At 67.7% G+C, this 14,321-nt stretch carries 13 protein-coding genes; 4 read left to right on the forward strand and 9 right to left on the reverse strand.

Annotated features, from left to right (window positions below; genetic code table 11):
• Positions 1 to 2: 2 nt before the first annotated feature.
• The 3 genes from I603_RS11845 to I603_RS11855 all read right to left on the reverse strand — a co-directional run bounded on the left by I603_RS11845 (position 3) and on the right by I603_RS11855 (position 3,222).
• Positions 3 to 1,007: a chlorophyllide a reductase iron protein subunit X gene (locus tag I603_RS11845; RefSeq protein ID WP_068865311.1), complete on the reverse strand. Its 1,005-nt coding sequence runs from the start codon at positions 1,005 to 1,007 to the stop codon at positions 3 to 5.
• On the reverse strand, positions 1,008 to 1,970 hold the full coding sequence (gene bchC / locus I603_RS11850; RefSeq protein WP_068865313.1) for a chlorophyll synthesis pathway protein BchC: 963 nt from the start codon (positions 1,968 to 1,970) through the stop codon (positions 1,008 to 1,010). It abuts the gene before it with no gap.
• Between the two features lie 127 nt (positions 1,971 to 2,097).
• Complete coding sequence (locus I603_RS11855) at positions 2,098 to 3,222, reverse strand: methyltransferase (RefSeq protein ID WP_086621800.1); 1,125 nt, start codon at positions 3,220 to 3,222, stop codon at positions 2,098 to 2,100.
• Positions 3,223 to 3,295: 73 nt separating this feature from the next.
• On the opposite strand from I603_RS11855, the gene crtD reads away from it, so the two are divergent.
• Positions 3,296 to 4,879, forward strand: a complete 1,584-nt coding sequence (gene crtD / locus I603_RS11860) for a 1-hydroxycarotenoid 3,4-desaturase CrtD (RefSeq protein WP_232305372.1) — start codon at positions 3,296 to 3,298, stop codon at positions 4,877 to 4,879.
• A 119-nt stretch (positions 4,880 to 4,998) separates the two neighbouring features.
• Positions 4,999 to 5,718 (forward strand): hydroxyneurosporene dehydrogenase, encoded by a 720-nt coding sequence (locus I603_RS11865; RefSeq protein WP_169711373.1) that lies wholly within the window; start codon positions 4,999 to 5,001, stop codon positions 5,716 to 5,718.
• A gap of 55 nt (positions 5,719 to 5,773) precedes the next feature.
• Here I603_RS11865 and I603_RS11870 read toward each other — a convergent pair whose 3' ends face one another.
• A complete protein-coding gene (locus I603_RS11870) occupies positions 5,774 to 6,418 on the reverse strand; it encodes a murein L,D-transpeptidase catalytic domain family protein (RefSeq protein WP_068865320.1) in 645 nt (214 codons plus the stop codon).
• 79 nt (positions 6,419 to 6,497) lie between these two features.
• Here I603_RS11870 and I603_RS11875 point away from each other — a divergent pair, with 79 nt between their 5' ends.
• Entirely contained in the window at positions 6,498 to 7,712 is a 1,215-nt protein-coding gene (locus I603_RS11875) for a L,D-transpeptidase family protein (RefSeq protein ID WP_068865322.1), read from the forward strand.
• Here the strand turns inward: I603_RS11875 and I603_RS14590 are convergent.
• The 5 genes from I603_RS14590 to I603_RS11895 form a co-directional block, all read right to left on the reverse strand.
• Positions 7,709 to 7,876, reverse strand: a complete 168-nt coding sequence (locus tag I603_RS14590) for a hypothetical protein (protein WP_157090870.1) — start codon at positions 7,874 to 7,876, stop codon at positions 7,709 to 7,711. The genes I603_RS11875 and I603_RS14590 overlap by 4 nt on opposite strands.
• A gap of 10 nt (positions 7,877 to 7,886) precedes the next feature.
• A complete protein-coding gene (gene bchO / locus I603_RS11880; protein WP_068865324.1) occupies positions 7,887 to 8,759 on the reverse strand; it encodes an alpha/beta fold hydrolase BchO in 873 nt (290 codons plus the stop codon).
• Positions 8,756 to 10,480, reverse strand: coding sequence for a magnesium chelatase subunit D (locus I603_RS11885; protein WP_068865326.1), 1,725 nt, complete (start codon positions 10,478 to 10,480; stop codon positions 8,756 to 8,758). Before I603_RS11885 ends, bchO begins: the two co-directional genes overlap by 4 nt.
• Positions 10,477 to 11,478 (reverse strand): magnesium chelatase ATPase subunit I, encoded by a 1,002-nt coding sequence (gene bchI / locus I603_RS11890; RefSeq protein WP_068865327.1) that lies wholly within the window; start codon positions 11,476 to 11,478, stop codon positions 10,477 to 10,479. The genes I603_RS11885 and bchI overlap by 4 nt, the downstream gene beginning before the upstream one ends.
• A 92-nt stretch (positions 11,479 to 11,570) precedes the next feature.
• Positions 11,571 to 13,235 (reverse strand): ABC transporter permease, encoded by a 1,665-nt coding sequence (locus I603_RS11895; protein ID WP_084440079.1) that lies wholly within the window; start codon positions 13,233 to 13,235, stop codon positions 11,571 to 11,573.
• A gap of 35 nt (positions 13,236 to 13,270) precedes the next feature.
• Between I603_RS11895 and I603_RS11900 the strand changes: the two genes are divergently transcribed.
• Complete coding sequence (locus I603_RS11900) at positions 13,271 to 14,290, forward strand: ABC transporter ATP-binding protein (protein WP_068865329.1); 1,020 nt, start codon at positions 13,271 to 13,273, stop codon at positions 14,288 to 14,290.
• The last annotated feature ends 31 nt before the right edge of the window (positions 14,291 to 14,321 follow it).

Raw genomic sequence — 14,321 nt, forward strand, 5'->3', positions numbered from 1 at the left:
CCTTATGCCTCGTCGTAGATGACTTCGAGGCTGGGGCGCTGCTCGAACACACCGCCGCGCATGTCGGCCTGGGTGGCCGGGACGAGTTCGACATTGCCGCCGGTCTCGTCGGGGCTGAACAGGCCGAGCAACCCGTCCTGGTCCAGCGGTGTCGGACGCAGCGGCGGGGCAGTGGCGACGTTGCTCGCCAGTTCCTCGAACAGGCTGCCCCATTCGCCGCCGGGATAGCCGATGATCTGGTAATTGGCGCTCTTGCGGCGGATGTCCTCGTGCGCGGGGATCGCGGTCAGAACCGGAATGCCCACGGCCTCGGCGAAGGCCTGCGCCTCGCCCGTGCCGTCATCCTTGTTGACGATCATGCCGGCCACGCCGACGTTCCCGCCCATCTTGCGGAAATATTCGACTGCGTGACACACGTTGTTGGCGACGTAGAGCGACTGGAGGTCGTTCGAGCCGACCACGATCACCTTCTGGCACATGTCGCGCGCGATCGGCAGGCCGAAGCCGCCGCAAACCACGTCACCCAGGAAGTCGAGCAGGACGTAATCGAAGCCCCAGTCGTGGAAGCCCAGCTTCTCGAGGGTTTCGAAGCCGTGGATGATACCGCGACCACCGCAGCCGCGGCCGACCTCGGGACCGCCCAGTTCCATCGCGAACACGCCGTCACGCTGGAAGCAAACGTCTTCGATGCGCACTTCCTCGCCGGCGAGTTTCTTCTTCGAGGAGGTTTCGATGATCGACGGGGTGGCCTTGCCGCCGAACAGCAGGCTGGTGGTGTCCGACTTGGGGTCGCAGCCGATCAGCAGCACGCGCTTGCCCTGTTGCGCCATCATGTAGGAAAGGTTGGCGAGCGCGAAGCTCTTGCCAGAACCGCCCTTGCCGTAGATCGCGATGATCTGCGTTTCCTTCGTCACCTCGCCGGTGTGAACCGGATCGGGTTCCTGGGCCGCTTCGTCACGCAGGGCAGCGGCTTGATCTTCCAAGGTTCGGGTTTCGAGTATCGACATTTAGCAATCGCTCCAATCGAGAACCATCTTGAGACAGTCGGGGTCAGAAAAGGCCTGGGGGTAGGCCTCGGTGGCTTCCGCCGCAGGGCGGCGGTTAGTGACTAGCCCGGCAAGATCGAGACGTCCGTCTTCGATCAGGGCGCGTGTTTCGGCGAGGTCGACGGGCTGCCATTCGGCGGCCACGCGCAGGGTTGCCTCTTTCAGGAAGGCAGGCGGGAAGGAGAAATTGAGCCGGTCGGAATAGAAGCCCGCCAGCACGATCTCGCCGCCCTTGGCCATGCGCATCACGAGACTGTCGATGATGTTGGAATCGCCGCTGGCATCATAGATGGCGCGGTAATCGCGGCGCTCGTCCTCGTCGGGGGCCATGACCATGTAGCCGGTCGCGCCTTCGCGGCGGGCGGCGTTGGTTTCCCACACGGTGGGCGGCGGGGCGCCGAGCGCAATTGCCAGCCGGGCGATGAGGCGGCCGAGCACGCCGTGGCCGATCACGAGATCGGGCAGCGCGCAGCGATTGTCGGGATTGCCGTCATAGCCGCCGCCATTGATCGCGTGCAGCGCGGTGGCCGCCAGCGCACACAGCACGCCGGCCTCGCCAAGATGTTCGGGAATGGGAATGGCGCGCGCCGAGGGCACGATCACGCGGCGCGCGGTGCCGCCGAAAAGCCCGCGGGCATCCTGATAACAATTGGCTCCGGGGACAAATACCCAGTCGCCGATCCGCTCTCGTGCTTCAGGGCCGGCATCGACGATCCGGCCGACCGATTCGTAGCCGGGAACCAGCGGATAGCCGAGCCCGGGGAAGGGCGGCATCTTGCCGGTCCAGAGCAGCTTTTCGGTGCCGGTGCTGATTCCGCTCCAGGCGATTTCGACCACGACATCGCCCGCTTCGACCGGCTTCATCTCAAGCGACCTGAGCGCAAGGCGCTCCGGAGCTTCGAGAATGACAGCCAGTGTGTTCATCGGTTTCGCTCTCCGCCCGGGATTTCCGAAGCCGAAAACGTCGACTCGAAAAGTCCGCTGAAACGTTCTCCCGACTGTTTGCTACGCTTTACGCCAAACACTGTCAAATTTTTTGGACAAGTTTCCCTCAGGCCCGTGCGATGACCACACTTGCGTTGACCGGTTGCGCAGTTGCGATGGACCGAGCGCTGGAAAAGCCCGCTTTTTTCAGCATCGCGATGATCTCGGCGGGGCTGCGCGGACGGCCCGAACCCATCGCCCACAGGTAAAGCCCGAAGAACGCCTCGCCCATCGGCTCCGTCCCGGAAATCCGGGCCATTGGTTCGGCGATCAGCAGGCGCGCGCCGGGGGCGAGGCTGGCGCGGATATTGTCCAACAGACCTTGCGCGGGCGCATCGTCATGATCGTGGAGAATCCGCACCAGAGAGACCATGTCATAGCCTTCGGGTATAGAATCCTTGAAGAAATTGCCGGGATGGGTGGTCACGCGCTCGGCCCCCAGGGCGCCAGCGAGCACAGCGCCGCCGGTTTCCACAACTTCCGGCAGGTCGAACAGACCCAGTTGAAGGTGCGGCCAGGCGCTTCCCACCGCTTTTAGGAAGGCTCCATGCCCACCGCCGACATCGAGTAGCCTGGTGACCTTGCCGAAACTGACCGAGGCCAGCACCTCGTCAGCGACGAAATGCTGTGAAGCAGCCATGAGCTTCGAATATTCAGAGGTTTGTGCGCCCCGCTCGCCCGCGCCGTGGAGCGCGCCGGCATAGGTCCAGAAACGCGAGAGAGCGGTCGGTTCGCGCCGGTCGCGGCGCAGCAGGGCGATCGGGTCTTCAAGGTCGGCATAGAGCAGCCGGTGGTGGCGGACCATCGCCTGCACGCCGGCGTTGGCGGCGAACACCGCGCCCTGTTCGCCCAGCATCCAGCGGTCCGGACCAGCCTCTTCCGACAGCATCAGCGCACGGCCTGCGCGCAGCAGGGTCAGTGCGCCATCCTCGCTCATTTCCATGCGTGCAGCGACCTCGGCTGCGCCGATCGGGCCATCCTCGAGAATGTCGAACAATCCGCCCTCGACAAAGGCGCGCAGCACCTGCGAATAGGCAAACCCCGCAAGCAGATCGAACGCACCGTCGGCGCGGCTGCGCGCTATCCGGCGGATCAGCGGCAGGCGCGCGGCCCAGTGCTGGAAACGGGGGCTGGCGAAAACCCGATTGCGGCGCGCGATCCAGCCCGTCCGGATGGCAGTCCAATCGATCACGGACGGAAGATTTCGCAGACCATATGTCTAAACAATTGGACAGATGCCGTGACAAGGTCAATGATATTGTCACGTGGACCATACGGGAGGACGGGTGAGCGCGCGAGTCGCCGTGATCGGAGCCGGTATCGGCGGGTTGACGAGCGCCGCGCTGCTCGCTGCCCGCGGCTGCGATGTGACCGTGCTGGAGAAAGAGGCCTGGGTCGGCGGCAAGGCGCGCCGTGTTCTGGTCGACGGTGCCGAAGTGGACGGCGGCCCCACGGTCTTTACCTATCGCGAAGTGTTCGACGAGGTCTTCGCCGCCTGCGGAGCGCGGCTTGACGACCATGTGAAGGTCGCCCGTGCCGAGGTTATCGCCCGCCATGCCTGGGACGCGCGCGGGAGCCTCGACCTTTACGACGATCCCGAACGCAGCGCCGATGCGGTCGGCGCCTTTGCCGGGGCCGAGGCTGCGCGCGGACTGCGCGCCTTCATGCGCGAGGCACAGCGTATCTTCGAGGTGCTCGAAGACCCCTTCCTGCGCGGTGACAAGGCCTCCACGCCCTTGCCGATGATGTGGAAGATCGGTCCGTGGAAGATCGCAGACATGCTCGCCATGCGTCCGTTCGACCGGATGTGGGACGCGCTGGGCGAGCACTTCAGGGATCCGCGCCTGCAGCAATTGTTCGGCCGCTATGCCACCTATTGCGGCTCTTCCCCCTTCGCCGCGCCCGCCACGCTGATGCTGATCGCCCATCTGGAGGCGCGCGGTGTGTGGCTGATCGAGGGCGGCATCCATGCGCTTGCCAGGGCGCTCGCCACGATTGCCGAGCGGCAGGGCGCGCGGGTGCGCACCAATGCGGGCGTGGCCGAGGTGCTCACCGCCGGGGGCCGCGCAAGCGGGGTGCGGCTGGCGAGCGGCGAGGTGATCCCCGCCGATATCGTGATCTGCAACGGTGATCCTTCAGCGCTGGCCACCGGGCGTTTCGGCGAGGGTGTGCGGCGCGCGGTGCCCTCGATCCCCCCGGCCAAGCGCTCGCTCTCGGCGCTGGTGTGGTATGTCCACTCGCGCACACAGGGTTTCGACCTGTCGCACCACAACGTGTTCTTCTCGACCGATTACCCGCGCGAGTTCCGCGAGATCGGCGAGGGTCGTCCCCCTTCGGAGCCGACCGTCTATGTCTGCGCCATCGACCGCGGCGCGGGCGACAAGGCGCCGCCGCCAAGTGGTCGCGAGCGGCTCCAGATCATCGTCAACGCGCCCGCCAATGGCGATCTGCGCCACTATTCACCCGAGGAGAGAGAGCGATGCACCCACGCCATGACGGCCACGCTGAAGCGCTGCGGCCTCACGCTGGAGGATCCGCTGGAACACCAGCTCATGACGCCCGAGGACTGGGAGGGACTGTTCCCGGCCACGGGCGGCGCGCTTTATGGCAGAGCGTCGCACGGCTGGGCGGCTTCTTTCCAGCGGCAGGGCCCGAGGACCCGGCTACCCGGGCTCTATTGCGCGGGCGGGGCGACCCATCCGGCGGCTGGGGTGCCCATGGCAGCCTTGTCCGGGCAGCTGGCAGCAAGGGTGATCGCGAAGGACCTCGCTTCGATGAAGACGTTCCGGCAGGCGGCTATTCCTGGTGGTATGTCGACGCCATCAGCGACGACGGGCAACATGGGCTGACGATCATTGCCTTTCTGGGCTCCGTATTCTCGCCCTACTACAAGAAGAGCGGACGCGGCGATCCGCTGAACCACGTCTCGCTCAACGTGGCGCTTTACGGCCCGCAGGCGCGCTGGGCGATGACCGAGCGCAGCGCCGGTGCGCTGACCCGCGACCCGAACAATCTCGTGATCGGGCCGAGCGCTGTGCGCTGGGAAAACGGCGCGCTCACCATCGAGATCCATGAAGGCGACACCCGCCTGTTCGTGCCCTGGCAGCGCCCTGTCAGAGGCAGGGTGCGCGTGTTTCCCGAAGCCCTGAACCGCGTTGCCTTCGCGCTCGACGGCAAGGAAAGCCACATCTGGCACTGCCTTGCCCCGCGCGCGCGGATCGAGGTGGAGATGGAATCGCCCGGCGTTTCGTGGAGCGGCAAAGGCTATCTCGATCACAACCGCGGGGCCGAGCCGCTGGAGACGGGCTTCAACACCTGGCACTGGTCGCGCGCCCATCTGAAGGAAGGTGCGCTGGTGTGCTACGAGGGTGAGCGCGGCGACGGATCGCTGTTCGCCAGCGCGCTCAGGTTCGACCGGCACGGCGTGCCCGAGCCGGTCGACCTGCCGCCGATCGCCCAGCTGCCGCGCAGCAAGTGGCGCATTGACCGGCGCACCCGTTCCGACATCGGCGTGGCGCAGGTGCGCCGGACCTGGGAGGATACGCCCTTCTACGCCCGCTCCGAACTGGCCTCGCGCTTTGCCGGCGAAGAGGTGGTGACGGTGCAGGAAAGCCTCGACATGCGGCGCTTTTCCTCGGGCATTGTCCAGTTCATGCTGCCCTACCGGATGCCCAGAAAGACCCGGTGAGTCCAAGCGGCCAGGCCGCAGGTCCTCTGCCTGGGGCCCGGCGCGGTTGCGATGGCTAGGCAGCCGCGAACAGCAGTCGCCCCGGACCGAGCCGTTCCAGCACGTCCGCGATTTCGCCGCGCTCGAAGGCAAAGCAGCCGAGACTGCGCCCGATCCGGCCATGCCGGCGTGCCATCTCGCCATCGACATAGTCCGCGCCGTGGATCACGATCGCGCGGGCGAAAGCCTTGTCGTTTTCCGCGTCGAGACCGTGCAGACGGCGCGAGCGCCCATGCTTTCCGACATAGGTTTCCCCCGTCAGGAAGCTGCCGCGCGAGGACGCGTTCGAGCCGGGGCGGTTGGAAAATTGTCGGGCAAAGCCGCTATTGGCCGGATCCGAACCGCGGCCGTGCGAGACGAGGTATGACTTCTCGATCCGGCCCCCCGCGACATCGACCAGCATGAAGCGCATTTCCTTCGAGTGCTGCGAATAGTCCGCCAAGGCGATGCGGTCGCGGTGGACGATTCTCGAACTATTACGGTCAAGCGCGGCCAGCGCGCTTTGCAGCGCGGGCGGCATGTCCGGCCGTGCGGGTCGGGCGGGCAGTGGCGGGGGCGAAGGCGAGTTGCGCAGCACCGGGCTGGCAAGCGTGGTCGGGGCGATCAGGCCCGCGCCGGCGATCAGCGCGGCGCCCAGTACCTGGCGGCGATGGAGGGTCATGTGCGGTCCGAAGGGTTCGTGTTTTGCCTCCACATCGTGCCTTGGTGTAGGGATACAAGCGGGACGGGAGATATTGTCGATGAGACGTGGCCTGATTGCGGCGATCCTTGCTTTGCTGCTGGCAGCGCCGGCGGCCGCACAGGCATCCGGCCCGCAGGCAGCGGCATGGAGTCCCGCACAGCTGGCAAGCCTCGTGCGCTGGATCGAGGCAGCGCCCGATGATGCATTGCCCCGGCTTTCGGTCGCAGCGCTCGATGCGGCGATTGCATCGGGCGAGCCGCAGCGCATCGACGCGCAGGCGACAGGGCTGGCCCTGCGCCTTGCCCGCATGCACCTGATGGGCCGGGCCTCTCCTTCCGAGCGCACCGGATGGAGAATTGTGGACACCGATGATGCGGCGGCACTCGTACCCATGCTCGATCAGGCGCTGGCGAGCGACACGCTCGACACCTTCTTTGCGCTTCAGCGTCCGGCTCACCACGAATATGGCGCGCTGCGTCAGGCCTATGCGGGCGAGAGCGATCCGTCGCGGCGGCTGGCCATCGCACGCAACATGGAGCGCTGGCGCTGGATGCCCCGCTCGCTCGGCGAGGAGTATGTGCTCGTCAATGCCGCCCGCTTCGAGGCAGGCCTGTGGCGGGCGGGAGAGCAGGCCGGCACATGGCGCGTGATCGTCGGCAAGCCATCCACGCCGACGCCGGTATTCGGCACGCGTATCGAAGGCGTCACCCTGAACCCATGGTGGGAGATTCCGGCCAGCATCGTGCGTGAAAGCGTGGGCGCGCTGGTGCGCCGCAATCCCGCGCTGGCGCGGCAGAGGGGCTATGTCTGGTCGGGCGGCCGCTATCGCCAGCGGCCGGGGCCGGGCAATGCGCTGGGCCAGATGAAGCTGGCGATGCCCAATCCGTTCTCGGTCTACATGCACGACACGCCATCGAAGCAATTGTTCGACGAGGAGGTGCGCGCCTTCAGCCACGGCTGTATCCGTACCGGCGATGCGATTGGCTATGCGGCGACGCTGCTCGAAGGCGTAAAGACCCGCAGCGAAGTCGATGCAATTGTCGCCTCGGGCAAGACGACGACCATCCCGCTGGCCCGTCCGGTACCGATCTATGTCGCCTACTTCACTGCCGTGAGCGATGGCGAGAGCGAGGGCGGCGTTGCGATCTTGCCGGACATCTACCGGCGGGACGGGGCCATCAGTGTGATGCCCGATGCCGTTGTGCAGCGCACGAGCGAGGCTGAAGGTCATAACGGAGAAGTCGCCGGGGGCGGGCCCGGCGGCTGCGCCTAGCCGGTCGGCGGATTGCCGTCTTTCTCCGCTGCTTCCTTCGCCGCCTTCTCGGCGCGGGTTTTCTTCAGCATGCGGTCCATCTTGAGCCATTGCCACACGCCAAAGCCGATCGCGATGCCATAGAAGAACACGATCTCGATCCAGCCGAAATTGCCGCTTGCCATGGCGCCTCTCCTATCGCTTGGCCACAAGGAAATCCGCGATCAGCGCGGCGGCCTTTTCGGGGGCTTCCTCGTGGGCAAGATGACCCAGACCGGGCAGCACTTCAAGCCGCGCGTCGGGCAGCCAGCCCGCTGCGTCCTTTGCCCAGCCTAGGGGGATCGCGGGATCCTTGGCTCCGTGGACCAGCAGCACGGGGTTTGCCACCTCGTCCATCCGCGCACGAAGGCTCGGCAAGTCCCAGTTGGCCATCATGGCCAGGCCTCCGCCCGCATGCTCGGCATTCTTGAACAGGGTGCGGTAGCATTCGAAGCCAGCCGGATCGATCCGCGAGGCCGTCGAGCGCCACAGGAAGCGCCGCGCGCCGCCGGCCCAGTCGATCGTGCCGGAGAACAGGCGCGGCACCAGCGGGTTGACGAACATCGCCTTGGCGATCGCGGGATAGATCTGCGCCAGCGGCCCCGGGAACGGGCGCAGCGCGGCGGACAGGCCGACAATCGGCCCGCCAAACCCGTGCGCCAGCGCCAGTTGCAGCGCGATGGCCGAGCCTGCCGAATGGCCGATGATCGCTGCGGGTTCCAGTTCCAGCGTCTTCAGCAAACCGGCGACCTCGCCTGCCATCGCGGGCAGGCTCATCGCGTAGGCGTCGTGACCGGTGGTGAAGGCGTGGCGCGGCAGATCGGGGGCGATCACGGTGTAATCGCGCGCCAGCAGCGGCATCAGGTCGCGCCACGAATGGACAGAGGCGCCGGTGCCGTGGAGCAGCAGCAAGGGCGGACCGGAGCCCATCCGCTGCACATGCCAGCGCGCCTTGCCGAGGGTGACGAAGTCGCTCGCCTCGCGGTGCGGCCAGATCAGCCCTTCGCGCTCCCAGTCGAGGCGGCTCATGCGGCGCGCGCGGGCTGGGCGGCGTTGATCGCCGCCTGCAGCATCTTCGCATCGGCGCGCGGCAGGGCGAGGAACCGTCCGCCCATCGCATTGGCGAGCGCCGCGCCTTCGGGGCCGGGGCGGGCCGAGATGTCGACCACCAGCGCATCGATCCCGCAGGCGTAGATCGCCCTAGCAGCCGCCTCGGCATCCTCGCGCGCCTGGGCGCGGCCGGGCGCGCCGTCGGCGGCGATATTGGCGCGCCCATCGGTCAGGATCACCAGCGCCGCGCTGCGCCCGCGCGCGATCACCGCCTCGGCACATTCGCGCGCGGCGTTGAGGCCCATGGCGAGCGGCGTGCCGCCCCCGCCGGGCAGTTCGGTGAGGCTGCGGCGCGCGCGGGTGAGCGAGCGGGTGGGGGGCAGCAGCAGTTCGGCTGTGCTGCCGCGAAACGCTACCAGCGCGACTTCGGAGCGGGTGACATAGGCCTGCGCCAGCATCAGTTCGACCGCGCCCTTGGCCTCGGACAGGCGCGCCGCGGCGGCCGAGCCGCTGGCATCGACCGCAAAGATCGTGACCCTTGCGGCGCGTTCCTCGAAGCGGCGGATGCGCAGGTCTTCGCGGCGCATCAGGATCGGCGAATCGTCACCGGCATCGACCTCGCGCCGGCGCACCTGTTGCCATGGCACGGCAGCGCGCAGGGAATCGATCAGCGCCAGCTTGGCCCCTCCGCGCGGCATGCCCGGCCGCGCGCCCAGCGGCTTGCCGCGGGTCGCCGCCTTGCGCTTCTGCCCGGTGCCGCTGGCACCCGAACGGCGCGGGGCCTTGCCTTGCGCGAGCTGGGCGAGGAGATCCGCCGGGATCGCCGCCTTGGCCGCATCGACCAGCAGTTCGGACAGATCGGGTTCCTGTTGCTGCTGGTCCTGCTGCTCGTCGTCGCGCTCCTCGGCATTGTCGCCCGATCCTTCTGGCGGCGGGGGCGGGGGTTCCTGCTGGTCGTCGGGCGCGGGTTCCTCGGTGTCGTCGGCTTCCTCGGGCGGCAGGCGGGTCGCGCGCGGGGCGAGCACCAGCCGCACCGCTCCGGCAAGATCGGCTTCGGTCACAGCGTCCCGCCCGTCGAGCGCCGCAAGTCCGCGCGCGGCTTCACCGGCGAAGATCATCGCCCTGATCGAATCCACCCCCAGCATCTCGGCGGTGGCGGCGATGGCCTTCAGGGCCTTGTCGTCGAGCGGCGCGACCGCGGCGAGGCTCCCGTGCGCGGGCGCGAGTTCCACCTCCTCCCAGCGGCGCGAGGCGGAAAGATCGCAGGGGAAAGCGAGCCGCTCGGTCAGGCTGACCGGCGGGGCCTCGTCGGCCTCGCGCGCATCGTCGAGCAGCACCAGCGCGGACTGGCTTTCGTCACGCGCCTGCGCCAGCCGCCCCGCAATGGCGCCGTCCATCCGCTCGGCCATGGCGGCGATCAGCACGCCCTCGGCGGCCTCCTCGATCAACCCCTTCTGCCGGATCGGCTTGCCCGCCGCGAGACTGGCGGCGAGATCGATCCCCCCCAGCAGGCGTTCATCGTCGATATGGCCGGGCATGCGGCGCAGCGTCACCGCCTCGCCGAGAGCGGCAACCAGCGCATCGCGCGCGGGGCTGGAGCCGCGCAGCACCATCCCGCCGAACAGTTTCGGGGCAAGAGCGAACAGGCGGGCCGCGCGCACCGCCTCGTCGAGCGGGTCGGCAGCGTCGGCTGAATTCATCCGAACAGCTCTTCGATCGCGCGGGTGATGCGCACCGTGGAACCCGTCTCGTCAAGCACGTCGCGCCGCAGCCGGTGGCGCAGCGCCGAAGGCGCGATCGCGATCAAATGCTTGCGGGTCACGGCCTTGGCGCCTTCCAGCGCCGCTAGCGCGCGGGCGGCGCGCATCAGGGTGAGCTCGCCGCGCAGGCCGTCCGCGCCCACGGCAAGGCACAGCTCGGCGGCATCGCGCAGCACTTCGGGCCCGGGTTCCAGCTTGGGCAGTTTCGCCTTGCCGCGGGCGATCTTCTTGAGGATCTTCTCGTCCTCGCCCGCCCAGCGCTCGGCAAAGCCCTTGGGATCGGCCTCGTTGGCGGCGACCAGCCGCATGATCTCGATGCGGACCTCGATATCCTTGGGGGTACGCACTTCCACCGACAGCCCGAAGCGGTCGAGCAGCTGCGGGCGCAATTCGCCCTCTTCCGGGTTGCCGCTGCCGATCAGCACGAACTTGGCCGGGTGGCGCACCGAGAGGCCCTCGCGCTCGACCACATTCTCGCCCGAGGCCGCAACATCGAGCAGCAGGTCGACAAGGTGATCTTCGAGCAGGTTGATCTCGTCGATGTAGAGAAAGCCGCGATGCGCCTTGGCCAGCAGGCCGGGTTCGAACGCCTTTTCGCCGCTGCGCAGCGCGCGTTCGAGGTCGAGACTGCCGATCACCCTGTCCTCGGTCGCGCCCAACGGCATGTCGACGAAGGGCACCGGGCGCTTGACCAGCTTGCCCTGACCGCAGACATCCGGATAGCGCGCCTGATCTTCTTTCGATGCGCCATAGGGGCAACCATCGGCTGCCATGAGCGGCGGCATGAGGCTGGCGAGCGCGCGGGCGGCGGTGGACTTGCCCGTGCCACGGTCGCCGAACACCATCACCCCGCCGACACTGGGATCGACCGCTGCAATCAGCAGCGCCTGCTTCATCTCGTCCTGACCGACGATCGCGGAAAAAGGAAATCGTGCCATAGTGGGCGACCTTGTAACGCCCGCATCAGGCGGGACAAGAGGAAGTTGGACACCCTCGCGTCAATCTGACTTTACAGTATCGTCCGGCAGGCTCAGCGCTTGCCGAGACGGTTCAGGAGCAGCACCGGCAGCAGCCCCGCCGCAAGCAGAATCAGGGCGGGGATCGAGGCTTCGACCAGCCGTTCGTCGCTGGCGAGGCGGTAGGTTCGGGTGGCGAGGGTTTCGAGGTTGAAGGGTCGCAGGATGAGCGTTGCGGGCAGTTCGCGCAGGGTGTCGATGAAGACCAGCGCAGCCGCGCCTGCAAGGCTGGGCGCGAGCAGCGGAGCATAGATCCGCGCCAGCACCCGCGCCGGCCCCGCACCGAGCGATCGGGCCGCCGAATCGAGCGCGGGCGGGATGCGCGCAAGGCCGCCGCTGACGGAGTTGTAGGCCACCGTCAGAAACCGCACCGACAGCGCATAGACAAGGATTGCACTGGTGCCGGTCAGCAGCAGTCCGCCGCCCCATCCCAGATTGTCGCGGGCCAGCCGCGTCAGGCTCTGGTCGAGGCTGCCGAGCGGGGCCAGCAGGCCCACCGCCAGAAGCGCGCCGGGCAGGGCATAGCCCAGGGTGCCGAGCCGGATCGCGCCCGCCGTCACCCGCGAGGCCGAGCGCGCGCGGGCAAAGGCCAGGAGCAGCGCTGCGACAAGGCAAACGCCGCTTGCCGCCAGCCCCAGCCACATGCTGTCGAGAGCATAGCTCGCCAGATCGCCTGCTGCGCCCTGTGCCGCGTCGGTGAGCGCCATCATGCCCAGATAGCCCGCCGGAATCACGAAGCCGAGCAGCACCGGGGCAAGGCAGGCGCACAGGGCCAGCGCCTTGCCGGTCGACGAAAGCGTGACCAGCGTCTCCCCCTCGCGCAGCGCCAGACCGTCATGGCTGTCGCTGCGCCCTGAGCGCGTCGCAGCTTCGAGCGCCACCAGCGCGATGACGAAGGCCAGCATTACCGCCGCCAGCTTGAGCGCCGCTGCCTTGTCGCCCATCGCCAGCCAGCTGCGGAAAATGCCGGTCGAAAATGTGGGAATGGCGAAATATTCGGCGACGCCGAAATCGGCGAGCACCTCCATCAGCACCAGCGCAAGGCCACCTGCGATGGCCGGCCGCGCGGCAGGCAGGACGATCCGCCAGAAGGCGCGCGACGGCGAAGCGCCAAGGCTCCGTGCGGCGCGGAATTGCGTGAGGCTCTGGGTGGCGAAGGCGGTGCGCGCGAGCAGGTAGACGTAAGGATAGAGCACCAGCCCCAGCACCAGCGCACCTCCTCCGAGCGATCGGATTTCGGGAAAGGCATAATCGCCCGGTCCCCACCCCGTGAGTGCGCGCAAACCGCTCTGCACCGGCCCGGCGAAATCGAGCATGTCGGCATAGATATAGGCCGCGATATAGGCCGGCACCGCGAGCGGCAGCACCAGCGCCCAGCCGAGCAGCCGGCGGCCCGGAAAATCGGTGGCTGCGACCAGCCACGCACAGCTGGTGCCGACAACGGCCGCGAGGCTCCCCGCCAGCAGCATCAAGAGGCCGGTGTTCAGGACATATTCGCCCAGCACGGTGCGCGCGAGGTGAGCCAGTGCCTCGATCCCGCCGCTGGTTGCCGCGACAAGAATGGCGGCGATCGGCAGTCCCGCCAGCGCGGCAATGGCAAGCGCGGCAAGGCGCCAGCCTGCCCCCGTTGATGCCGGTGCGCTTGCCTGCGGGCCTGCAAATTGCCTAAGGCGGCTCACCTGACACTCCCACGGATCATGGGCGGGACAACGCGTTGAGCCTCGAATTTCGTCATATTGCCCATGCTTATGGCCCGGTGCGGGCGCTGGAGGATGTCAGCTTTGCCGCGCCTGCGGGGGAGATTACCTGCCTGCTTGGCGCTTCGGGTTGCGGTAAGTCAACTCTGCTCGCCCTTGCCGCAGGGATGCTGCGCCTGCAACACGGAAGCATAATCCTGGATGGCGAGGTGCTGGCCGACGAGGGGCGCAGCCCTCCGCCAGAGGCGCGGCCCGTGGGCCTCGTATTCCAGGACGGCGCGCTGTTTCCCCACATGACCATCGCCGGCAATATCGCCTTCGGCCTGCCCAAGGCGCGACGGGGCGAGGTTGAAGGCTGGCTGGTGCAGGTCGGGCTGGCAGGGCTCGGCGAGCGCTACCCTCACCAATTGTCTGGCGGGCAGCAGCAGCGTGCCGCGCTCGCCCGGGCGATGGCGCCGGGACCGCGGGTGCTGCTGATGGACGAACCCTTCGCCAGCGTCGACATCGTGCTCAGGCGAAAGCTGCGGCGCGATTGCCGCATCATTCTGCGCGAGCAAGGTGCGACCACCGTGCTGGTGACCCACGATCCGGCAGAAGCGCTTGATATTGCGGACAGGATTGCGGTGATGGAGGCCGGACGGATCGTCCAGTTCGCCAGTCCGCAGGAATTGCACGATGCGCCTGCCACCGCGGCGGTCGGGGCGATGTTCGGCGGTGCGCAGATCGTTCCGGGGACGCGCGGCGATGGCGGGTTTGCGACCAGTTTCGGTCTGTGGCCGGTCGATTGCGCGCTTGCTGCCGTGCCCGAGGCGGCGGCTTTCGACCTGCTGGTGCATGCCGATGCGCTCGATCTGGCGCAGGACCCCGACGGCCTGCGCGTGCGCGATTGCCATGTGCAGGGCAAAGGCGTGCGGGTGGTTCTGGTCGCGGCTGACGGCAGCGAAATCACCGCCGAAACCGAAGACCCGGTCCGCGCTGACGGGCGTTATCGTATCGTCCCGCGACCGGGCAGCCTGAGAGCCTTTGTGCGCAACTAGGGCTTGCGGACCCAGACATAATATTGCAAGT

Source organism: Erythrobacter dokdonensis DSW-74 (assembly GCF_001677335.1).
Classification (GTDB): Bacteria; Pseudomonadota; Alphaproteobacteria; order Sphingomonadales; family Sphingomonadaceae; genus Erythrobacter; species Erythrobacter dokdonensis.

Coding starts and splice junctions, on each gene's coding strand:
- I603_RS11845 (WP_068865311.1), bottom strand. CDS start 1,007: ATGTCGATACTCGAAACCCGAACCTTGGAAGATCAAGCCGCTGCCCTG.
- I603_RS11885 (WP_068865326.1), bottom strand. CDS start 10,480: ATGAATTCAGCCGACGCTGCCGACCCGCTCGACGAGGCGGTGCGCGCG.
- I603_RS11875 (WP_068865322.1), top strand. CDS start 6,498: ATGAGACGTGGCCTGATTGCGGCGATCCTTGCTTTGCTGCTGGCAGCG.
- bchC (WP_068865313.1), bottom strand. CDS start 1,970: ATGAACACACTGGCTGTCATTCTCGAAGCTCCGGAGCGCCTTGCGCTC.
- I603_RS11870 (WP_068865320.1), bottom strand. CDS start 6,418: ATGACCCTCCATCGCCGCCAGGTACTGGGCGCCGCGCTGATCGCCGGC.
- bchI (WP_068865327.1), bottom strand. CDS start 11,478: ATGGCACGATTTCCTTTTTCCGCGATCGTCGGTCAGGACGAGATGAAG.
- I603_RS11865 (WP_169711373.1), top strand. CDS start 4,999: ATGACCGAGCGCAGCGCCGGTGCGCTGACCCGCGACCCGAACAATCTC.
- I603_RS14590 (WP_157090870.1), bottom strand. CDS start 7,876: ATGGCAAGCGGCAATTTCGGCTGGATCGAGATCGTGTTCTTCTATGGC.
- bchO (WP_068865324.1), bottom strand. CDS start 8,759: ATGAGCCGCCTCGACTGGGAGCGCGAAGGGCTGATCTGGCCGCACCGC.